This is a genomic window from Pelagovum pacificum (genome assembly GCF_016134045.1).
Lineage (GTDB): Bacteria > Pseudomonadota > Alphaproteobacteria > Rhodobacterales > Rhodobacteraceae > Oceanicola > Oceanicola pacificus_A.
In genome coordinates, this window is sequence record NZ_CP065915.1 from 293,355 (window position 1) to 312,782 (window position 19,428).

Here is a 19,428-nt window from a genome sequence, read left to right on the forward strand (position 1 = left end):
ATATTCGAGTCGCAGAACTTTCGCTGGGGTTTGGAAAATTTTCAGGACGATTGCCTGGCCATGATGCCGAAAAATTTGCTGTCCAAGGTGCGCCGGCTTCGCAAGGATGAGGCCGGGAACGTCACCATCGAATACGTTCTGTGGTTGCCGATCTGGATCCTCATCATGACGATGACGACGGACGTGACCATTCTGTTCCACCAGCGCAGCCAGCTGTTCATCTCGGCGCGCGACATGAGTCGTGCCGTGGCCGTCGGTGCCAAAACCCCAGATGAAGCTGAGACGCTCATCAAGCAGGCCTATTCCGAGGTCGAGGGCTTCAACGCCTCGATCACGACGGCGAACGGGTTCGTCACAACGCGGCTGACGGCTCCGTTCTCGGCCTTCTCGACCATGACCGCGACATTCGCGAACGGCACGCTCGGCTCGACCGTGACGATGTTCATCGAGGGGCAGGACACCGGCGCGTGATGATGATGGAAACCATGTTCAAACTCCCGGAAAAGCTGAAATCCTTTCGCAAGGCACAGGAAGGTGCGGCCACCGTCGGCGGCATCTTCTTCACGACCACGGCGCTGATTCTCACTGGCCTCGCGCTCGATTCGGCGAACGCGTGGCAGGTGCAGACGCAGTTGCAGATCACGGCCGACGCCACGGCGCTTGCCGCCGCGACACGTGTCGACGACCTTGAAGCGGCGCGTGCGCTCGGGCTTGAAGTCGCGGCGCAGAACGCCAGCGGCAACATGATCACCGATGCGAGCTTCGTGTTCGGTCGCTGGGACAACGAAGCGGGCACCTTCACCGAGACGGATACCGATCCCAACGCGGTTCAGGTCGCGGCCCTGCGAAACGAGGACAACGGCGGCGCGATCCCGACCTACCTGTTGAAGCTCGTCGGCATCAACCAGTGGGAGACCGGCGCGACCTCGATGGCCGTCAACGCGTCATCCTCCGCGGATGGCGGCGGCGCCGGGCCCGTCATCAACTGCAACATGATGACCGTCGTCTCCTACGGGTCGATCCAGACCGGCGGCGGCAACATGCTGAAGAAGGGTGTCTGCATCCACGGCCAGACCGGCGTAGCGACCGGCGGCGGCGACAAGTACGACCGTGAGGTCATGTTCTCCGCGCCGCACGAGGAAGACATCTACATCGCCTCCTACCAGCCGCAGAACCTCCCTGTCGAAGACATCACGATGACGCGCTCGGTCGAGCCCGTAATCCTGCCGCAGCTCAACGACATCTGGACCGACCTTTGGCAGCAATTCTATGTCGGACGGCCCAACTACTACTACGGTAACCTTCTTCCCGACTTCATGTTCGAAGGGAACACGGCGCCGCGCGTCGTGGTCAAGGAAGGCTGGTGGAGCATCCAGCCGGGCGAGGTGCAGCCCAACACGATCTACGTGGTGAACGGTGGCGCGCAGTTCTCCGGCGGTATCGACGCCCAGAACGTGACCTTCATCGTGAACGGCTATTTCGGGGTCGGTGGTGGTTTCAACCTTCAGTTCCGCGACGTCTTCATCATGGCGCGCCAGATCAACCTCGCCGGCAACATCACGTGGGGCGAGAAGGGCACCCAATGCAAGGAAGACCATTTCAGTGTCTACCTGATGGGCCTCGACAGCCTCTCGATGGGCGGCTGGGGTAACGAGGTGTCCACCAACGGTGTCATCGGCATCTCGCCTGTGCTGAACCTCGGTGGCAACATGAAGGCCCGCAATGTCTACTTCGAGACTGGTCGTCGCAGCGAAAATGGCCAGACGTCGATGGGCGGCAACAATGAGACGTCCCTTGGTGGCGATCTCAGCATCAACGGCAACGACTGCTCTTTTGAGCTGACGTCGCACTACGAGCTGAACTTCCGCGGCGATACCGAGGTCAACGGCTACGGCAACCGCTCCCGCCTCATGCGCTGACCGAGGGCGGGGAAACCCGACCTTGTCGAAAAGCTGACCCAGCGTCAGGATGGATGTGCCGGCAGGAGGAGAGCCGGCGCATCTTTTTAATCGCAGGTTCGCCATGAAACGCATTCCGACCGTCGCCGTCGCGGGACTCCTGTCCGTTACCGCATCGCTGTCCGCCGCTCAGGAGGCCTGCCCCTCCCAATTGCCGACAGAGCTGGGCACGTTCAGTTGCAGTTGCGGGGCAGGTGTCTTTCTTCGGTCGAACCTCTGGGGGACCGGCACCTACACGGGTGACAGCGATGTCTGCGCTGCTGCGGTCCATGCCGGCGTCATCACGCGCGAGAGCGGGGGGACCGTCACGATCGAGCTGATCGAGGGGCTCGAGTCCCACACCGGCTCGAGCGCGAACGGCGTCAATTCGCGGGACTGGGGCAGCTATCGAACAAGCTATTCATTCGTGACGGGACCGGAGGCCTGCGGCGCCTACCCGGTCGGCGAGGCGAGCTACGAGTGCGGCTGCTCTGCCGACGACAGCACCGGTTCGATCTGGGGCAGCGATCCATACACCGCCGACAGCAGCATCTGTACCGCCGCGCGTCATGCCGGGGTGATCGGTGAGGACGGCGGGACGGTCGTCGCCATCGCCGAACCGGGGCAGGAGACCTACAGCGCCAGCAGCGCGAACGGCGTCACGACGAGCGATTGGGGCAGCTACGACTCGAGCTTCACCTTCCGTACAGCTTCCGCGATTCCTGCCGGGTTCGAGATGTGCGGCGCGTTCCCCGAGACGCAGGTCGAATATGCCTGCGGCTGCGGGCCGGATGCCGCAAGCGGCTCTGTCTGGGGCAGCGGTCCCTACACCTCCGACAGCGACATCTGTGCCGCGGCGCTGCATGCCGGCGTCATCGGTACGGACGGCGGACCGGTTACCGTGCTCGCCTATCCCGGCCTCGCCGCCTACCTCGCCACGGACGCAAACGGGGTCGAGACGATGGACTGGGGCGAGAACGAGATGTCGATCATCTTCGATCGGAACCGCAGTTATCCGTGAGAGTCACGTCAGGATGTGAGGGTGGGTGCGCATCAAGCGCGCACCCTACACGGACGGGCCCGTAGGGTGCGCGCTTGATGCGCACCCATCGCGCCAGTCACTGAGCGTCTTCACCCTCGACGTCCGCACTCTCCTCCTGGTTTTCTTCCAGTGCCGAGACGAGGTCGCCGTCCTGCCATTCGCCCTCCGCCACTTCGCCGGAGGCGTAGCGCATCGTGCCCTCGCCCTGACGGCGACCGCCGACGAAATTGCCTTCGTAGACATCGCCGTTGGTGTAGGTCGCCACACCCGCGCCGCTGATCTCGCCCATCTCCCACTGTCCTTCGTAGGTGAAGCCGTCGGGCATGGTGATGGTGCCCTGTCCATCACGCTGTCCTTCGGTGAACTGGCCGTCGTAGACCGTGCCGTCGGAATAGGTCGACACGCCCTGTCCGCTGCGGCTGCCGTTCTCCCACTCGCCCTCATAGGTGTAGCCGTCGGAGTAGGTCATAGTGCCGGTGCCGTGGTTGCGACCGTTGAGGAACCCGCCCTCGTAGACCTGTCCGTTGGGGTAGGTCGCGCGGCCCTCGCCCCGGATCACACCGCTCACCCACTGGCCCTCGTACGTGGAGCCGTCGGGATAGGTAATCTCTCCGGTCGAGCAATGGCCGACCTCCTCGGGGTCGGAGCCGGCGTCGAGCGCGGCCTCGACCTCTTCCGGGCAGCGGGTGTCGGCGAGATCGTCGAGGAACGTGCCCTCGTAGACGGATCCGTCCGGGTAGGTGACTTCGCCTTGGCCCTCGATCTCGCCCATGTTCCACTGACCGACGTAGACGTAGCCGTCGGCCCCGGTGAAGGTGCCCTGACCGTGACGCTGGTCCTCGTGGAAGTTGCCCTCGTAGACGTCGCCATTGGCGAAGGTCACGGTGCCTTCGCCTTCGCGCAGGCCATTGGTCAGCGTGCCTTCGAAGACGTCGCCGTTGGCCTGCACCTGCTGGCCGGTGCCCTCCATCTTGCCGTCGACCCACGAGCCCTCGTAAACCATGCCGTCGGGCAGGGTGAGCGTACCTTCGCCCTCGCGCTCGTCCCCGGCCATCGCACCGGTGTAGACCGCGCCGTCGGGGTAGGTGATCGTGCCGGTGCCTTCCTTGACGCCGTTCACCCAGTCACCCGAGTACTGGTAGCCGTTCGGAGCGACGAGCGTGCCCTGACCGTGGTGCATCGAGTTGCGGAACTGGCCGGTGTAGGTGACGCCGTTGGCGTAGTTGACCGTGCCGCGCCCGACGATGTTGCCGTCGACCCACTCGCCCTCGTAGGTGCCGCCGTCGGCGAAGGTGATGGTGCCGATACCGTTCGGCTTGCCGGCCGCGAACTCGCCCACGTAGACGGAGCCGTTGGGGAAGCGCGCGGTGCCTTCGCCGCGAATTTCGCCTTCGAACCAGCTGCCCTCATATTCGTAGCCGTTCGGCAGGCGGTAGGTCCCCTGTCCGTGCTGGCGGCCGTTCAGGAACGTGCCCTCGTAGATCCCGCCGTCGTCGTATTGCTTCGTCTCGACGGTCTGCGCGCCTGCGCCGGTCGCGAGCGCAAGGGCAAGTCCACCCAGAAGGATCGTCCGTTTCATCGGCTCAGCTCCCCATATCCTCGAAGAGGCACACTAGGCCAAGGCGTTGGACCCGGCAACGGGCGCGGCGGTGACATTGTCCTTACTCCGCGCAGGCGAAGCTCGCGGCCTCAGCATGCGGTCCTTCCCCGTCGTACCGAGGCACGAGCGGGTAGGGGCAAAGGGGGCGCTCCGCCGTCGCGCTGCCGTCAGGCGAGGAATTGACGAGGCCCTCGGGCACGCCTTCGAACTCTACCCAGACTTCGAGCGCGGCGAACAGGTCGGCGGCGGCCGGCATGCCCTCCGGAACGTCCCGGTCATGGGTCACACCGGGAAAGACGTAGAAGCGGACGAAGGAGTCGACACGTTCCCGCCCAAGATCGCGCACCATGCGACGCCAGAGATCGGCCATCTCGCCCGGGGGGTATTCGGAGAGGCTGCCGGCATAGACGGTCAGGTGCCCGCCCGCGGCGGCGAAGGCGCCGAGGTCCGGGTCTTCCGCATCAAGCATCTGTTCGAGTTCCGCGATCCGCGCATCCGCGTCCGGAGCGGGCGACGGCGCGACGAGTACGATTTCCTGATCGGTGTCGTCCTCGGCCACTTCGTCTTCCGGTGTGGGCGCCGGCGCGATTGGCGGCGTGACGAACCAGTCCCGGAAGTCGGCGACGCGATCACGCGCAGTCGGCGGAATGTCGGGGGTGCCCATGTAGCGAGTGTCCCAGTCGGACGTGCCCCACGGCAGGCCGGCATGTACGGTCAGGTCCGTGCTCATCGGGGCATGCAGCGCGTTCAGCGCCTCGATCTGGCCGAAGGTCAGGCAGCGATCGCTTTCGCTCTCGGCGCAGGCGATGATGGCGAGGTCGGGGGCGCAGCCCTCCCAATCCGCGATGACACCATCCGACACGCCGTCGAGCCAGTCGCACTGCACCCGGATTTCTTCCTTCACGATATCCAGCATCTCGGGCGGGATATAGGCGCGGGGATCGTCGAACAGGTGGGCCGCACGCTCGCGCAGCAGCATCAGCCCGGTGAAGTCGACGATCGGCTCTCCCGCGAGGATGCCGTCGTAGTCCTCGGGCCGCCGCTGCGCCGCCATCAGTCCCTGCCGCCCGCCGTCCCCGAAGCCGACGAAGTAGCGCAGTTCGGCCGGCGTGCCGTAGCGTGTCTCGATCAGGGTCTGGGCGGCGGCATGGACCTTGGCGGTCGCGCCTTCCGCGAAATCCGCCAGCATGCCAGGGTCGGATGCGAAGGACGCAGGGTCTTCCGGGGACGGCAGATCGTCGGCCCTGTGCCCTGAATCGCCGCCGTAGAGTGCGTGCGCCTTGAAAGGGAACACCTCGGCGGCGTTCGGTGTCTGCCAGTCCGCGCCGGTGAGCGCCGGTATCTCAGTGCCATAACCCTGAAAGCCGAAGTGGACGGACCGTCCGCTCCACTCCTCGGGCAACAGCGCCTCGAACAGGATGGGGCGGCCGATGGATTCACCGGTCTCGGACTGCTCGGGCGGGATCTCCGCTTTCACAAGGCAACGCTGCGGGCGCGCCTCCGTCGCGGTGCCGAGGAAGGTCGAAGTGATGGTGAACCCGCTGAAGGGCACGGCGGCGAGGTCGGCACAGCTGATCTGAACCGGTGCGGCGTCCTCCTCCGCAACGGCCTCGTCCTGCGCCGAAACGGAGAGCGTGCCGCCCACCAGGGCACACAGAACTGCGATCGAACTGCCGAACGGCGCACCCACGGCCTTGCCCCTTTCCAGCCGGCTTCAGCGCAAAGGTAGGCCGCTGGCGGGGACGGCAACAAGCAAGTGCAGGTTCCGGCCCAACTTTTTCACCCGATTGAGTCCCGCAGGACTCACCGCGCGGCCAGTTGGCGGATATCGGGCGGGTATCCGATGCCCGACGAGTGTCCGATCCCGGTCCGTGACGTCGCCGTGAGGCCCGCAAAGCACGCAGACACTGGAATCTCCCGCCAATTCGGATATGTGGTCCCGAACCCCGAGGACACGCCCGTATGACCGACCTTGCCCATATCCGCAACTTCTCCATCGTGGCGCACATCGACCACGGCAAGTCGACGCTGGCCGACCGGCTGATCCAGCTCACCGGTACGGTGGCGGAGCGCGACATGAAGGACCAGCTGCTCGATTCCATGGACATCGAGCGGGAACGCGGCATCACCATCAAGGCCAACACCGTGCGGATCGAGTATCCGGCGAAGGATGGCCACAAGTACGTGCTGAACCTGATCGACACGCCCGGCCACGTCGACTTCGCCTACGAGGTCAGCCGCTCGATGCAGGCGGTGGAGGGGTCGCTCCTCGTCGTCGACGCCACCCAGGGGGTCGAGGCGCAGACGCTGGCCAACGTCTACACCGCCATCGACGCCAACCACGAGATCGTGCCGGTCCTCAACAAGATCGACCTGCCCGCCGCCGAACCCGAGCGCATCATCGAGCAGATCGAGGACGTGATCGGGATCGAGGCGCACGACGCCTGCATGATCTCCGCCAAGACGGGCGTCGGCATTCCCGACGTGCTCGAGGCGATCGTCACGCGCCTGCCGCCGCCGAAGGAAGGCGACAAGGACGCGCCGCTGAAGGCGATGCTGGTCGATTCCAAGTACGACCCCTACCTCGGCGTCGTGGTCATCGTCCGCATCATCGACGGGGTGATGAAGAAGGGCCAGCGCATCAAGATGATGAAGACCGGCGGGACCTACGAGATCGACAAGATCGGCGTGTACAAGCCCGCCATGGTCGATGTCGAAGAGCTCGGCCCCGGCGAGATCGGCTTCCTCACCGCGTCGATCAAGCAGGTGCGCGACACCCGGGTCGGCGACACGATCACGACCGAGAAGAAGGGCACGGACAAGCCGCTCCCCGGCTTCAAGCCGTCGATCCCGGTTGTGTTCTGCGGCCTCTTCCCCGTCGACACGTCCGAGTTCGAGGACCTGCGCGACGCGATCGAGAAGCTGGCCCTGAACGACGCGTCCTTCTCCTACGAGATGGAGACCTCCGCCGCGCTGGGCTTCGGCTTCCGCTGCGGGTTCCTCGGCCTGCTGCACCTCGAGGTGATCCGCGACCGGATCGAGCGCGAGTACGATATCGAGCTGATCACCACCGCGCCGTCCGTGGTCTACCACGTCTACATGCGCGACGGAGAGATGATCGAGCTGCACAACCCCGCCGACATGCCCGACCCGACGATCATCGAGCATATCGAGGAGCCGCGCATCAAGGCGACCATCATGGTGCCGGACGAGTACCTCGGCGACGTGCTGAAGCTGTGCCAGGACCGGCGCGGCATCCAGCAGGACCTGACCTATGCCGGGACGCGGCCGCTAGTGGTTTATGACCTCCCCCTCAACGAAGTGGTGTTCGACTTCTACGATAGGCTGAAATCGGTAACGAAGGGTTACGCGAGCTTCGATTACCAGATGATCGGGTATCGGCAGGACAACCTCGTGAAGATGCAGATCCTCGTCAACGACGAGCCGGTCGACGCGCTGTCGATGATGGTCCACCGCGACCGGTCAGAGCAGCGCGGCCGCGCGATGTGCGAGAAGCTGAAAGAGCTGATCCCGCGCCACATGTTCAAGATCCCGATCCAGGCGGCCATCGGCGGCAAGGTCATCGCCCGCGAGACGCTCTCGGCGCTCCGCAAGGACGTGACGGCCAAATGCTACGGCGGCGACGCCACCCGGAAGCGCAAGCTGCTCGACAAGCAGAAGGCGGGCAAGAAGAAGATGCGCCAGTTCGGGAAGGTGGAGATCCCGCAGGAGGCCTTCATCAGCGCGTTGAAGATGGACAGCTAGGCTGTCCAGCTTCAATGTGGGGATGAAGGCGGTGGGCGTAGTAAGAGCTTATTTGCTGAACTCCTCGACCCACCTGAGGCCTCGGTCAATGATTAGTAGGGTGCGCACGGTTCGTTGGCTGATAGAAGCTGCTGCCCTTCAAAGCAAACGCTAGCGCCTTCTACGCCAGAGATCCAAGTGCTGAAGTCTAATTCTGTTGTTTCAGCGGATAATGTGGTGCCAGTATAAGTTATTACGGCCTCTAACTCAGAATTCGGATTTGTGGTGAATGTTAACGCGCCCGATGATTGCGGTATAGTGATGGTCGAACCCTCTGGAAATCCAGCTGATGCCATCTCCGGCGAAAGATCAAACACAAGGGCGTCTACTCCTCCTTCTGGGTTAAATTGTGCTACTGCATCGTGGCCCAGTATTTCGTAATTGGGAGACAAAGGCACCAAATTTCCATTAAATATTATCTCTTTGGTAATAAATGGATTAATGATATTTTTGGGGCATACCTCGTCGACTGCAGTAAGACTATCTGTATCGATCTCATCGGTGCTCCCGTCGCAAAACCGAAAGTTATGACCATCTGCGTTGCCTGAAGCTAGGCGAACTCCTAGTCTTTGATCCATCGCTCCAGCCATTCTATAGTGCTGTTCGAAGAGTGGAGCGTCTAAGTCGGTTGGGATTTGATCGCCAATCTCTTGAGAGTGAAGAGGGGAAAAGCATAAGGCAATGGCGCTCGTCAAAGCTCCAGTTGATATACAACGTAGTCGCCTGTTGTTCGATTTGTACGTATTATCCATCTTGCGGAAGATCCCCCTATCCCTAAACTCGCCACATAAATATTACCCAGCTTCCCGGAGCTGAGCCATCGGATTTGGTATTTTTGAAAGTCGTTTCCTATAGTGGTTCGAAGCTCGCTCAAAGAGCTGTCTAACACTGTAACGATCGGTAGATATCGAAAGCCATTCTTTGCTGCAATTAGCCCAAAACGGTCGGCGCTAAATAGGCAAACCAGAAGAACTGTTGATATAAGGGTAATAAGAAATTGGTGTAACCAATCGAATGAGTAAAGTCTGCTTTGAGCTGCCGTGATGGTTAGGAAAATAAACGCAACCAGCATAAAGAATAAATAATATTCAGTAAGTGCAATTCTAATTGCTGTCATTGAGTGGCTTGCAATAGCTTGCAGGCCCAATTCCAAGTCGCTGGGCTCAACCCCGAAATAGCTATAGTAGCCATAAAGATAGCTATATCCAATAACGAAACACGCCGCAGAAGCTAGCGCAATAACGATCGTAGTTGTTTCAAGCTTCATTGTTGATTTCGTTTAAGGCCAATCTCCATATTGATTGTACATAGTTTGTGTAAGTTTGCTAGGTCCTGAGTGGTTAGCCTCAGCCCCACCCTCACCCCTTCAACCGATCAATCCGCTCCCACGCCTCGGGCTTCTTCAGGCTGTAGTCGAATTACTCCCAGGCTGACTCGCGCAGCGCCTTGAGGTAGCTCGCCTGCACGCCGGTCATCGGGTCGTCTCCGCTGACCCTCCATTGAAAGAAAGGGTCTGCCGGCCTTCAATTAACCGCCAAGGCCGGCCCTTACCCCACTGTCAGGACCGGCGCCTAATCCTAGCAAGGCGTCCCGTCCGCCAGCATACCGTTAATACAGGCACCCTGTTGCTCGCGGGCTTCTCCGGTCATGACCTGCCCGGCGTTCTGAACGTCTTGTCCAACACCGGCGACGGTGTTGCAGGCACTCAGGACGGCAAGGCTGGCTATCAGCAGGTAGGTTTTCATCGGCTCGTGCTCCTCGGTTGTCGAGCAGACAACTGCTGCGGACAACCGGCGTTCCACGCAGGGGCGCGAAACTCGGGTTGGGGGCTCAGTTTCCTGCTTTCAGCGCGTCGATCCGCTCGGAGGCCTCGGCCTTGGTGAGGCTGTCGTCGAACTCCTCTCCGGCGGACTCGCACAGCGTCTTGAGGTAGCTCGCCTGCGCGCCGGTCATCGGGTCGTCTCCGCTGACCCAGTCCTCGGGGTCCTTCTCGGCGTTGCCGTGCGGGTTGCTCTTGGGATCGTCGGTCATGGCGTTCTCCATTCGTTCCTGCGCTGACAACCCGCCGGGCGCCGGCCGGTTCCGAGTGAGCCTGTGAGCGGGCAGGGGGCAGGCCCGGTGCGCGCGGGAACCGCCCCGGCACGGAAGCGTTCTGTCAGCAAAGGGAGCCGACCATGACCCGTCTCAGCCATCACCTCGCCGTCTTTCTCACCGGACCGACCATCGCCGGCGCGCTCACGATCCTGTGCTTCGCACTGGGGTTCTACAGCTGGCAGGCGGTGGCCATCTCTGTGGTGACGGGGCTGGTGCTCGCCTGGCCGGCGGGCCGTATCCTCGCCCGTCGCATCAAGCGGGGGGACCCGACGTGGGACGCCCGCTCCGACAGACCGCTCCGCCGCCCGGCTCACGGGTAACGTCGCGATATCGAAGGAAGACCTCATGAACGAATTCGTCCTGACCGCTGCCATCGCCACCACCGCCGCCGGGCTTTTCGCCCTGACGCGCATGGCCGCGAAACATGCGACGCTTCCGGTGCGGGTGCGCCGCGACCGCTGAGGCGTCAGCTGCAGAAGGTCCGGATCGCGGCTTCGAACTCGCGCGGTTTCTCCGCGTGGATCCAGTGGCCCGATCCGGGGATCTTCGCGAATTTGGCATTGGGGAACAGCGACTTGATCCGGTCGCGGTGTTCCCGCTTCACGTAGTCGCTGTCACCGCCGGACAGGAACAGCGTCGGGCCCTCGAAGGTGCCCGAGACGTCCGGAAAGCCGACGATCTTGTCCATCTCCGCACCGAGGACGTCGAGGTTAAGCAGCCAGCGCTTGTTCTTGACGTCGAAGCTCTGGATCAGGAAATCCTTCACATCTTCGGGCACGTCCAGCGCGTCCCGTGCGGCGCTCCGCGACGGCTGGTCGGTGTCGAGTGCTTTCATCGCCTCGACGAGGTGCATCTGCGTGTGCTGATAGCCGACTGGCGCGATGTCGGCGACGATGAGGCGGCGGACCTTCTCGGGGTGTCGCAGCGCCAGCACCATCGCCGCCTTGCCCCCCATCGAGTGTCCCATCACGTCACCGTCCGCGAAATCAGCGAGATCGTCGGCCATGTCGAAGTAGGTGTGCGTGTCGAACCACGGGCTGGAGCCGTGGTTGCGCATGTCGACCGAAGTCACCTCGAACGCGTCGGAGAGTCGCTTGGCGATGATGCCGAGGTTGCGACCCGACCCGAATAGCCCATGTGCGAGCAGGAGCTTGTGATCGTTGCCTTCCCCGGTGACGGTGGCGTTCAGCATGGATGTATCCTCAGTTGCCAGCCTTGGGCGGCGTGGCTAATCCTGTCTTTTATGACGCCTAACGCGCTGAAATCCGAGGTGGAAGAGGTTCGCGGCCTGCTGCGGCAGAAGTTCGGTGTCAGCGGGCCGACTCTGACCGTCCAGTTGAGGCGCGTCGGAAGGCTGCTGCCGCGTCCGCTGCGCCGGGACGGGGCGCGGCTCGCGCAGGCGGCGCAAGTCGCCCGACACCCGAGGGCCGGACGGCAGATCGACCTTGCCGGTGCGCGGCAGGCGCAGCAGCGGCTGGTCTTCTATCTGGAGGGGATCGATCCGGAGGAGAGGCGCCGGATGCGGCACCTCTCCATTGTCGCGACGATCGTTGGCAACCTGCTGGTCGTGGCGGCGTTTCTGATTGCCGTCCTCGCCTGGCGCGGGTTTCTCTAGAGCCCGGGGTAGATCGGGAACTTCTCGCACAGCGCCTCGACCTCGGCTTTCACCTTGGCTTCGACGTCGGCGTTGCCTTCGTCCCCGTTGGCAGCGAGCCCGTCGACCACTTCGACGATCCAGTCGCCGATCTGCCGGAACTCGGCCTCACCGAAGCCGCGCGTGGTGCCGGCCGGCGTGCCGAGGCGGACGCCGGAGGTGACCATCGGTTTTTCCGGGTCGAAGGGAATGCCGTTCTTGTTGCAGGTGATGTGCGCGCGGCCGAGCGCCTTCTCGGTGGCGTTGCCCTTCACATTCTTCGGCCGGAGGTCGACGAGCATCACGTGGCTGTCGGTGCCGCCGGTGACGATGTCGAGCCCGCCCTTCATCAGCTGGTCGGCCAGTGCGATGGCGTTGTCGACCACCTGCTGCTGATATTCCTTGAAGCCGGGGCGCAGCGCCTCGCCGAAGGCCACAGCCTTGCCGGCGATCACGTGCATCAGCGGCCCGCCCTGGATGCCGGGGAAGATCGCGGAGTTGATCTTCTTCGAGATGTCCTCGTCGTTGGTGAGGATCATGCCGCCGCGCGGACCGCGGAGGGTCTTGTGCGTCGTGGTCGTCGCGACGTGGGCGTGCGGGAAGGGCGAGGGGTAGATGCCCGCCGCGACGAGGCCGGCGAAGTGGGCCATGTCCACGACGAGGTAGGCGCCCACGCTGTCGGCGATCTCACGGAACTTCTCGAAGTCGAGGATGCGGGGGATGGCCGAACCGCCGGCGATGATCATCTTCGGCTGGTGTTCGGTGGCGAGCGCCTGGATCTGGTCGTAGTCGGGCAGGCTGTCCTGACGACGCACGCCGTACTGGATCGCATTGAACCATTTGCCCGACTGGTTCGGCTTGGCGCCGTGGGTCAGGTGCCCGCCGGCGTCGAGGCTCATCCCGAGGATCGTGTCACCGGGCTGGAGCAGGGCGGTATAGACCCCCTGGTTGGCCTGGGAGCCGGAGTTCGGCTGCACGTTGGCGAACTGGCATGAGAAAAGCTCGCATGCGCGTTCGATGGCGAGGTTTTCGGCGATGTCGACGAACTGGCAGCCGCCATAGTAGCGACGGCCCGGGTAGCCCTCTGCATACTTGTTCGTCATCACCGAGCCCTGTGCCTCGAGGACGGCGGCGGACACGACGTTCTCGGAAGCGATCAGCTCGATCTCGTTCTGCTGCCGACCGAGTTCTTTCTGGATGGCGCCCCAAATCTCGGGATCGCGGCTGGCAAGTTTCTCGGTGAAGAAGCCGTCGTCGGTCATGTGGCAAGTCTCCTTGGCTGCCGGAAGGCGGGTTGCGTCCTTCTAACGAGCCGGGGCCGGGGTCTAAAGGGCGAAACCGACGCGGGGCGCGTCCCGAACGTCACGGATCGTGTGCTTGCCTTTCCGATCGGCGACAGGGCAGGGTTCGGCGGAAACTTCGGAGGTCAGACCTACCCATGTCCCCGCGTCGCATCGCATTTCGTGCCAGCTCTTCTCCCATCGCGGAGGAGGCACGCCTCGCCCTGACCGAGGCGCATGGCGACGTGTCGCTCGAAGAGGCGGAGGTGATCGTTGCGCTCGGCGGGGACGGCTTCATGCTCCAGACGCTGCACGCGACACAGCACTTGCCCGCGCCGGTGTTCGGTATGAACCGTGGCACGGTCGGCTTCCTGATGAACGAGTATCGCTCCGCCGGGTTGATCGAGCGGCTGGCCGCGTCCGAAGAGGCGGTCATCCACCCGCTGCACATGACGGCGACGACAGTGGCCGGTGAGGTGCACGAGTCACTCGCCATCAACGAAGTCTCGCTGCTGCGCGCCGGGCCTCAGGCCGCGAAGCTGAGGATCACGGTCGACGACCGGCTCCGGATGGCGGAGCTGGTCTGCGACGGCGCGCTCGTCGCGACGCCCGCCGGGTCGACGGCTTACAATTATTCCGCGCACGGACCGATCCTGCCGATCGATTCGAAGGTGCTCGCCATCACCGCCGTGGCTGCGTTCCGGCCCCGCAGATGGCGTGGCGCGCTCGTCCCGATCTCCGCCACGGTCAATTTCGAGGTGCTAGAGCCTAACAAGCGGCCCGTCATGGCTGTCGCCGACTCGGCCTCGGTGCCCGATGTGGCGCGAGTCGAGATAAAGAGCTCCCCCGACATCTCGCACCGGATCCTTTTCGATCCGGGTCATGGCCTCGAAGAACGGCTGATCCGCGAACAGTTCGTCTGAACCGTTACGTCTGCCGAGACGCGGAAAACCTGCGCGCAGAGTGGTTTACCTTACGTAAATCGAACGGCTGCTATCCGATAGCATTGCCCGGTCAGAGCCTTGCAGCGCAGGCGTCATGACCTGTCAGACCCCCGATATTGTCTGCATCCCCGGCAAGGCCCTTCATCAGGTCATCGGCACCGGGCCAGCAACGACACGGGGTCGAGACGAAACCGAAACCAGACACACCCAACACGCTGCCAACATCAGCTTTTTAGAACCAAAGGACCTTACACCATGAAACTCGTTACCTTCATCAAGACCTCCGCCGTTTCCCTCGCCATCGTGCTCGGCGCCGCCTCTCCCTCTCTGGCGGACGGCAACTACGCCAACGTTCACCAGTGGGGCTGGCACAATGAAGCGGGCGGCGGCCAGTACGGCTTCGGCAACCGCCTGACGGTCGACCAGGGCGGCTGGGGCAACAGCTCCGTGGCGCTCCAGGACGGCAACTTCAACAAGACGGTCATCGGCCAGAACGGGCACCACAACGGGGCGCTGACCCAGCAGTACGGCCGCTGCAACGTCGCCGGCATCGCCCAATTCGGCGGACACAACAACGCGTCGACGACCCAGTCGGGCAACTGCAACGCGTCCGCCACGATCCAGTCGGGCCACGGCAACAGCGCCAACACCACGCAGCGCGGCTCGGGCAACGTCTCGGTCATCGTGCAGGACTGACCCGTCCTCCGGGCCGGCGCACCATGAGGGCGCGCCGCCCGGGCCTCACCCATTCCTAGAAAGGATTGATCCCATGATTGCCACCATTCGCGCCATCGCCGCCGCCTCCGCCGCTGTCGTGGCTGCCGCCTGCGCGGTTCCCGCCGCCACCGGCACCGAGACCGCCACGGCCGCCCCGCTTCGCTGCGGGCTCCAGGTTACCGAGGCCGGCGGGATGGTCACCGTCGAAGGCGTCGTTCAGTCGGACACCGCCGTCTCTGGCTCCTACGCCCTGAACCTCACCCGGTCCGCCGGTGGCGGGACCGCGCAAGTCCAGCAGGGCGGTGCCTTCACCCTCGCCGCCGGCGAAAGCGGCCGGATCGGCCGCGCCGAGTTCAACGGCCGTGCTGCCGATATCGACGGTCAGCTCACCGTCAATGTCAGCGGAGCGGACCTCGTCTGCCCGATGATGCCGTAAGTCCCGGGGTGCCGGATCCCGAATTAGCGCGGATCCGGCAGGCCCCGTCCCACGAAGACCCAAAGTCATTTTCGACAAACATCTAGACCCAAAGGATTGCTGCCATGCTCCGTACCGTCATTCTCTCCGCCGCTCTCAGCCTCACCGCGATCTCCGCCTCCGCCGATGGCCAGATCAGCTTCACCGTGAACCCGACGAACCAGAAGGAAGACGCTCTGATCCGTTTCGGACTTGCCGCCTACATGCTGCACAAGGACTACGAGACGAACGGTCAGGTCACCCAGAACGGCATCAACAACGCCGCCGGGCTCTACCAGAACGGCGCCTGCAATACCGGCCTAATCGAGCAGAACGGTTCCGGCCACACCGGCACGCTGAGCCAGAACGGCTGCAACAACGCGCACGGCCTGTTCCAGTCCGGCAACAACTCCAACGCGCATGTCAGCCAGAGCGGCGGACAGTCGGGGCTGACGTTCGTCTACGGGTTCTGAACTGGCCTTTTCCGTCTCCGAACCGTTTTCCCCCTCACCCAACCCTCTCCCCCATGGGGAGAGGGCTTTGTCGTGTCTGGTTGATGTGTAGCGCGTCATTATGACCCCCATTGGGGGAGAGGGTAGGGTGAGGGGCTATCTCATCAGCCGCGCGTAGAGGATCAGCTCCGGCCGGTACTCGAAGTGCATGCCGTCGAAATGGTGCCACTTGCCGCCCCAGATGAAGCCGTAGCGCTCCATCGCCTCCACAAGGTCGCGGGGGACGCGGTTGTCGAACTCGCCGACCGCGCCCTCGGTCGCCCCGGACCAGCGCCAGTAGCCACCAAGCTGGCTGTTGATGTCGACCGCGGCGCCGAAGGAATGCACGGACAGGCGCTCGGTGCCGGCGATGGTGCGCCAGTTGAAGCTGCCGCCGATCGACATGAACATCTCGCCGTTGTCCTGGTTCTCGATCCGATCGAGCGCCGCCTGGAGCTGGGCGTAGACGCAGTGCCGCGAGGTGACAAAGAACTCCGCCGTGATCGCACCGTCGTTGTAGCCCACACGCACGAGGCTCTGGCGGACCTCCTCGGCGCTGTCGCCATAGAGCGCCCGCAGAAACCCCTCGTCCCGATAGCGCCCCGGATCGGCCCATGGCTCGAGCCGGGCGGAGAGGTCGAATTCCAGCGGATAGACGACCGTGAACTGGTCCCCGAACGTCGCGGCGGCGAGCCGCTCGGCCGGGGTGGCGTCGCTGGCGGGCACGGCCGGGACCTGGAGTCCATCGGGCGTGGTAAAGATACCGGCGGCCCAGTCCAGGTCGCTGCCGGGATAGGCCGTCTCGATCGCCGTCTCTATGGGGTCGCCGCCGCCGGGCAAGAACGCCCGCGTCCAGTCGACCGCCCGGCAATCCTGTGCCAGCGCCGCTCCGCCAATGAAGGCCAGAAGGGTTGCCGCGACGAGGGTGACACGCCTAGATGGCGCCAGAGAAAAAGGGGACTCCATGCTGCGCTATCTTGCTCACGCCGCGATTGCCGGCGCAACGATTCCGTCGATCATCGCTGCGCAGGAAAGCTTCGTGCCCTACGACGAAGTTCGGGCCGAGAACCCGGGCCTGACGCAGGAATGCATCGCGCAAGACGGCGACACCTGCCTTGGCCTCGTGGAACATCGCGGCAGCGTGGCGCGCCCCGATCTGAGGCTCGTCTTCGCCTATTCGGCCGAGCCCCGCATCGTGATCCGGCTCGACGTGCCGGCGGTGACGCGGGACGGTCAGCTCTGCATGGATATGCGCCGCGCCGACCTTCGGGTCGTGTCCGATCTGCCGCCGTCGCTTGCCCGGGACATCGACGCGGCGGCCTGCCGGGCCGCGATCGGCGAAGTCGAGGGCTGGTCCTGCGTCGCCTACTACCGCAATCCCGAGGGCGGATACTTCCAGTACACCACCGACAACGGCGAGCCGAGCGCGCCGTTCGATCGCGCGCTCGACCGATCGGTATTCGTCGAGAGCCGCCCGCAGATCCGCGCGCTGATCGACGAACCCGGATTCTGATCAGCCGGCCTTGCCGTAGCCAAGCGGGCGGATCGCCTCCCGGATCTCATCGATGATCGCAGGATCGTCGATCGTCGCGGGAGTCCTGAACTCCACGTCGTCGGCGATCTTGGCCATCGTCGCGCGAAGTATCTTGCCCGACCGGGTCTTCGGCAGACGATCCACCACAGCCGCGAGCTTGAATGCCGCGACCGGCCCGATCTGGTCGCGGACGCGGGCGATACATTCCTTGACCACCGTGTCGTGGTCGCGGTCGCAGCCCTTGTTCAGGCAGAGGAACCCCATTGGCAACTGACCCTTGAGCGAGTCAGCCACGCCGATCACCGCGCATTCGGCGACATCGGCATGACCGGCGAGCACTTCCTCGATCGCGCCGGTGGACAGACGGTGGCCGGCCACGTTGATGACGTCGTCCGTGCGGGCCATGATCCAGAGGTAGCCGTCCTCGTCCTTCATCCCGGCGTCGCCCGTCTCGTAATAGCCTGGGAAGTGGTCGAGGTAGGCCTTTCGGAACCGTTCATCCGCGTTCCAGAGCGTCGGCAGCGTGCCCGGCGGCAGCGGCAGTTTCACTGCGATCGCGCCGAGCCGGCCGGCTGGCAGCTCCGTCCCGTCCTCGCCGAGGATGTGGACGTCGTAACCCGGCATCGGAACGGTGGGGGAGCCGATCTTGACCGACAGCGGCTCGATACCGGCGGGATTGCCGGCGATTGTCCAGCCGGTCTCGGTCTGCCACCAGTGGTCGTAGACCGGGACGTTCATCACGGTCTGCGCCCACTCGATCGTATCGGGGTCGGCTCGCTCGCCCGCGAGGTAGAGCGCCCGCAAGCAGGAGATGTCGTAATCCTGGATCAACTCGCCCTTCGGATCGTCCCGCTTGATCGCCCTCAGGGCGGTCGGGGCGGTAAAGAAGCTGGCCACCCGGTGTTCGGAGATGACTCTCCAGAAGGTCGCGGCATCGGGGGTGCCGACAGGTTTGCCCTCGAAGACGATCGTTGTGTTGCCGTGGATCAGCGGGGCGTAGCAGATGTAGCTGTGTCCCACGACCCAGCCGACGTCCGAGGCCGCCCAGAACACTTCTCCCGGCTCGACGCCGTAGATGTTCTTCATCGTCCAGTTCAGCGCGACGAGGTGCCCGCCGGTCGGGCGGACGACGCCCTTGGGCTGGCCGGTCGTTCCGGAGGTGTAGAGGATGTAGGCCGGGTGGTTGCCTTCGACCGGCACGCAGTCTGCCGGCTCCACCCCGTATTGAAAGCCGTGCCAGTTCACGTCACGGCCCTCGGTCAGCTTGGCGACCTCCTGCTCGCGCTGGAGGATGACGCAGAATTCCGGCTGGTGGTCCGACTGCTCCAGCGCGCCGTCGAGAAGAGGTTTGTAGTGGATGACGCGGCCCGGCTCTATGCCGCAGGCGGCGGCGATGATGCACTTGGGTTTGGCGTCGTCGATCCTGACGGCAAGCTCGTGGCTCGCGAAACCGCCGAAGACGACGGAATGGATCGCGCCGAGCCGGGCACAGGCGAGCATCGCCTCCAGCGCTTCGGGGATCATCGGCATGTAGATGACGACGCGGTCGCCCTTCTCGATCCCTTTCGCCTTCAGGGCCCCCGCAAGCGTGGCGACGCGGTTGCGCAGTTCGTAATAGGTGATCTCGCGCTTTGTGCGGGTCACGGGGCTGTCGTGGATGATCGCCACCTGTTCGCCTCGGCCGGCCTCGACATGGCGGTCTACGGCGTTCCAGCAGGTGTTGACCATGCCGTCGGCGAACCACTCGTGAACCGGGGCTTCGCCGGAAAGCGCCTTCGTCGGCTCACGGTCCCAGTCGATCGCCTTGGCGGCTTCCATCCAGAATTTGTCCGGATCGGCCTTCCACCCCTCGTAGACTTCACGGTAGCCCATGTGCCTCGGTCCTCCCTCTCCCTGCT

21 protein-coding genes and 1 pseudogene are annotated in these 19,428 nt (G+C 64.0%); 11 read left to right on the plus strand and 11 right to left on the minus strand.

Features of this window, described 5'->3' with window-relative positions; genetic code table 11:
* Positions 1-60 precede the first annotated feature (60 nt).
* The 3 genes from I8N54_RS01545 to I8N54_RS01555 all read left to right on the plus strand — a co-directional run bounded on the left by I8N54_RS01545 (position 61) and on the right by I8N54_RS01555 (position 2,958).
* A complete protein-coding gene (locus tag I8N54_RS01545) occupies positions 61-471 on the plus strand; it encodes a TadE/TadG family type IV pilus assembly protein (protein WP_197097545.1) in 411 nt (136 codons plus the stop codon).
* Between the two features lie 14 nt (positions 472-485).
* Entirely contained in the window at positions 486-1,919 is a 1,434-nt protein-coding gene (locus I8N54_RS01550; protein WP_197097544.1) for a pilus assembly protein TadG-related protein, read from the plus strand.
* A gap of 103 nt (positions 1,920-2,022) precedes the next feature.
* Positions 2,023-2,958 carry an LCCL domain-containing protein gene (locus I8N54_RS01555; RefSeq protein ID WP_197097543.1) on the plus strand — a complete coding sequence of 312 codons (936 nt, stop codon included), beginning with the start codon at positions 2,023-2,025 and terminating at the stop codon, positions 2,956-2,958.
* Between the two features lie 97 nt (positions 2,959-3,055).
* Here the strand turns inward: I8N54_RS01555 and I8N54_RS01560 are convergent, their stop codons facing one another.
* A complete protein-coding gene (locus I8N54_RS01560) occupies positions 3,056-4,558 on the minus strand; it encodes an MORN repeat-containing protein (protein WP_140194265.1) in 1,503 nt (500 codons plus the stop codon).
* Between the two features lie 82 nt (positions 4,559-4,640).
* Positions 4,641-6,269: a tannase/feruloyl esterase family alpha/beta hydrolase gene (locus tag I8N54_RS01565; RefSeq protein WP_197097542.1), complete on the minus strand. Its 1,629-nt coding sequence runs from the start codon at positions 6,267-6,269 to the stop codon at positions 4,641-4,643.
* Positions 6,270-6,541: 272 nt separating this feature from the next.
* Between I8N54_RS01565 and lepA the strand changes: the two genes are divergently transcribed.
* Positions 6,542-8,344, plus strand: coding sequence for a translation elongation factor 4 (gene lepA, locus I8N54_RS01570; protein WP_140194263.1), 1,803 nt, complete (start codon positions 6,542-6,544; stop codon positions 8,342-8,344).
* 92 nt (positions 8,345-8,436) lie between these two features.
* Here lepA and I8N54_RS01575 read toward each other — a convergent pair whose 3' ends face one another.
* From I8N54_RS01575 to I8N54_RS01595, 5 genes and pseudogenes are all read right to left on the minus strand, one after another.
* On the minus strand, positions 8,437-8,973 hold the full coding sequence (locus tag I8N54_RS01575; RefSeq protein WP_140194262.1) for a hypothetical protein: 537 nt from the start codon (positions 8,971-8,973) through the stop codon (positions 8,437-8,439).
* A 101-nt stretch (positions 8,974-9,074) separates the two neighbouring features.
* On the minus strand, positions 9,075-9,650 hold the full coding sequence (locus tag I8N54_RS01580; RefSeq protein ID WP_140194261.1) for a hypothetical protein: 576 nt from the start codon (positions 9,648-9,650) through the stop codon (positions 9,075-9,077).
* A 151-nt stretch (positions 9,651-9,801) separates the two neighbouring features.
* Positions 9,802-9,870 (minus strand): annotated as a pseudogene (locus tag I8N54_RS20335) (DUF3072 domain-containing protein); the annotation flags it as partial.
* A 90-nt stretch (positions 9,871-9,960) separates the two neighbouring features.
* Positions 9,961-10,128: an entericidin A/B family lipoprotein gene (locus I8N54_RS01590; RefSeq protein ID WP_140194260.1), complete on the minus strand. Its 168-nt coding sequence runs from the start codon at positions 10,126-10,128 to the stop codon at positions 9,961-9,963.
* Positions 10,129-10,213: 85 nt separating this feature from the next.
* Positions 10,214-10,414: a DUF3072 domain-containing protein gene (locus I8N54_RS01595; RefSeq protein ID WP_140194259.1), complete on the minus strand. Its 201-nt coding sequence runs from the start codon at positions 10,412-10,414 to the stop codon at positions 10,214-10,216.
* A gap of 143 nt (positions 10,415-10,557) precedes the next feature.
* On the opposite strand from I8N54_RS01595, the gene I8N54_RS01600 reads away from it, so the two are divergent.
* On the plus strand, positions 10,558-10,797 hold the full coding sequence (locus I8N54_RS01600) for a hypothetical protein (protein ID WP_140194258.1): 240 nt from the start codon (positions 10,558-10,560) through the stop codon (positions 10,795-10,797).
* 146 nt (positions 10,798-10,943) lie between these two features.
* On the opposite strand, the gene I8N54_RS01605 is transcribed toward I8N54_RS01600, so the two are convergent.
* Complete coding sequence (locus tag I8N54_RS01605; protein ID WP_140194257.1) at positions 10,944-11,669, minus strand: alpha/beta fold hydrolase; 726 nt, start codon at positions 11,667-11,669, stop codon at positions 10,944-10,946.
* A gap of 51 nt (positions 11,670-11,720) precedes the next feature.
* Here I8N54_RS01605 and I8N54_RS01610 point away from each other — a divergent pair, with 51 nt between their 5' ends.
* A complete protein-coding gene (locus I8N54_RS01610) occupies positions 11,721-12,092 on the plus strand; it encodes a hypothetical protein (RefSeq protein WP_140194256.1) in 372 nt (123 codons plus the stop codon).
* Here I8N54_RS01610 and glyA read toward each other — a convergent pair.
* A complete protein-coding gene (gene glyA / locus I8N54_RS01615) occupies positions 12,089-13,372 on the minus strand; it encodes a serine hydroxymethyltransferase (protein ID WP_140194255.1) in 1,284 nt (427 codons plus the stop codon). The two genes, I8N54_RS01610 and glyA, sit on opposite strands and share 4 nt — an antisense overlap.
* Before the next feature lie 176 nt (positions 13,373-13,548).
* Here glyA and I8N54_RS01620 point away from each other — a divergent pair, with 176 nt between their 5' ends.
* The 4 genes from I8N54_RS01620 (at position 13,549) to I8N54_RS01635 (ending at position 15,978) form a co-directional block, all read left to right on the plus strand.
* A complete protein-coding gene (locus I8N54_RS01620; RefSeq protein ID WP_140194254.1) occupies positions 13,549-14,313 on the plus strand; it encodes an NAD kinase in 765 nt (254 codons plus the stop codon).
* Between the two features lie 276 nt (positions 14,314-14,589).
* The gene (locus tag I8N54_RS01625; RefSeq protein ID WP_140194253.1) at positions 14,590-15,030 is read left to right on the plus strand and encodes a curlin; all 441 of its coding nucleotides are present in this window, start codon (positions 14,590-14,592) and stop codon (positions 15,028-15,030) included.
* A 73-nt stretch (positions 15,031-15,103) separates the two neighbouring features.
* Positions 15,104-15,487: a curli-like amyloid fiber formation chaperone CsgH gene (csgH, locus tag I8N54_RS01630; protein ID WP_140194252.1), complete on the plus strand. Its 384-nt coding sequence runs from the start codon at positions 15,104-15,106 to the stop codon at positions 15,485-15,487.
* Positions 15,488-15,591: 104 nt separating this feature from the next.
* Positions 15,592-15,978, plus strand: coding sequence for a curlin (locus I8N54_RS01635; protein ID WP_140194251.1), 387 nt, complete (start codon positions 15,592-15,594; stop codon positions 15,976-15,978).
* 135 nt (positions 15,979-16,113) lie between these two features.
* Here the strand turns inward: I8N54_RS01635 and I8N54_RS01640 are convergent, their stop codons facing one another.
* Positions 16,114-16,962, minus strand: a complete 849-nt coding sequence (locus I8N54_RS01640; RefSeq protein ID WP_140194250.1) for a M15 family metallopeptidase — start codon at positions 16,960-16,962, stop codon at positions 16,114-16,116.
* Between I8N54_RS01640 and I8N54_RS01645 the strand changes: the two genes are divergently transcribed.
* Positions 16,961-17,509 carry a hypothetical protein gene (locus I8N54_RS01645; protein ID WP_140194249.1) on the plus strand — a complete coding sequence of 183 codons (549 nt, stop codon included), beginning with the start codon at positions 16,961-16,963 and terminating at the stop codon, positions 17,507-17,509. The two genes, I8N54_RS01640 and I8N54_RS01645, sit on opposite strands and share 2 nt — an antisense overlap.
* On the opposite strand, the gene I8N54_RS01650 is transcribed toward I8N54_RS01645, so the two are convergent.
* On the minus strand, positions 17,510-19,402 hold the full coding sequence (locus tag I8N54_RS01650; protein WP_140194248.1) for a propionyl-CoA synthetase: 1,893 nt from the start codon (positions 19,400-19,402) through the stop codon (positions 17,510-17,512).
* Positions 19,403-19,428 lie beyond the last annotated feature (26 nt).

Bases quoted from the DNA above. Each gene is read 5' to 3' on its own strand.
- I8N54_RS01560 (WP_140194265.1), bottom strand. From the start codon at position 4,558: ATGAAACGGACGATCCTTCTGGGTGGACTTGCCCTTGCGCTCGCGACC.
- I8N54_RS01635 (WP_140194251.1), top strand. From the start codon at position 15,592: ATGCTCCGTACCGTCATTCTCTCCGCCGCTCTCAGCCTCACCGCGATC.
- I8N54_RS01545 (WP_197097545.1), top strand. From the start codon at position 61: ATGATGCCGAAAAATTTGCTGTCCAAGGTGCGCCGGCTTCGCAAGGAT.
- I8N54_RS01625 (WP_140194253.1), top strand. From the start codon at position 14,590: ATGAAACTCGTTACCTTCATCAAGACCTCCGCCGTTTCCCTCGCCATC.
- I8N54_RS01620 (WP_140194254.1), top strand. From the start codon at position 13,549: ATGTCCCCGCGTCGCATCGCATTTCGTGCCAGCTCTTCTCCCATCGCG.
- I8N54_RS01600 (WP_140194258.1), top strand. From the start codon at position 10,558: ATGACCCGTCTCAGCCATCACCTCGCCGTCTTTCTCACCGGACCGACC.
- I8N54_RS01640 (WP_140194250.1), bottom strand. From the start codon at position 16,962: ATGGAGTCCCCTTTTTCTCTGGCGCCATCTAGGCGTGTCACCCTCGTC.
- I8N54_RS01610 (WP_140194256.1), top strand. From the start codon at position 11,721: ATGACGCCTAACGCGCTGAAATCCGAGGTGGAAGAGGTTCGCGGCCTG.
- I8N54_RS01595 (WP_140194259.1), bottom strand. From the start codon at position 10,414: ATGACCGACGATCCCAAGAGCAACCCGCACGGCAACGCCGAGAAGGAC.
- I8N54_RS01605 (WP_140194257.1), bottom strand. From the start codon at position 11,669: ATGCTGAACGCCACCGTCACCGGGGAAGGCAACGATCACAAGCTCCTG.
- I8N54_RS01580 (WP_140194261.1), bottom strand. From the start codon at position 9,650: ATGAAGCTTGAAACAACTACGATCGTTATTGCGCTAGCTTCTGCGGCG.
- I8N54_RS01650 (WP_140194248.1), bottom strand. From the start codon at position 19,402: ATGGGCTACCGTGAAGTCTACGAGGGGTGGAAGGCCGATCCGGACAAA.
- I8N54_RS01590 (WP_140194260.1), bottom strand. From the start codon at position 10,128: ATGAAAACCTACCTGCTGATAGCCAGCCTTGCCGTCCTGAGTGCCTGC.
- csgH (WP_140194252.1), top strand. From the start codon at position 15,104: ATGATTGCCACCATTCGCGCCATCGCCGCCGCCTCCGCCGCTGTCGTG.
- I8N54_RS01645 (WP_140194249.1), top strand. From the start codon at position 16,961: ATGCTGCGCTATCTTGCTCACGCCGCGATTGCCGGCGCAACGATTCCG.
- I8N54_RS01550 (WP_197097544.1), top strand. From the start codon at position 486: ATGTTCAAACTCCCGGAAAAGCTGAAATCCTTTCGCAAGGCACAGGAA.
- I8N54_RS01555 (WP_197097543.1), top strand. From the start codon at position 2,023: ATGAAACGCATTCCGACCGTCGCCGTCGCGGGACTCCTGTCCGTTACC.
- I8N54_RS01575 (WP_140194262.1), bottom strand. From the start codon at position 8,973: ATGGCTGGAGCGATGGATCAAAGACTAGGAGTTCGCCTAGCTTCAGGC.
- glyA (WP_140194255.1), bottom strand. From the start codon at position 13,372: ATGACCGACGACGGCTTCTTCACCGAGAAACTTGCCAGCCGCGATCCC.
- lepA (WP_140194263.1), top strand. From the start codon at position 6,542: ATGACCGACCTTGCCCATATCCGCAACTTCTCCATCGTGGCGCACATC.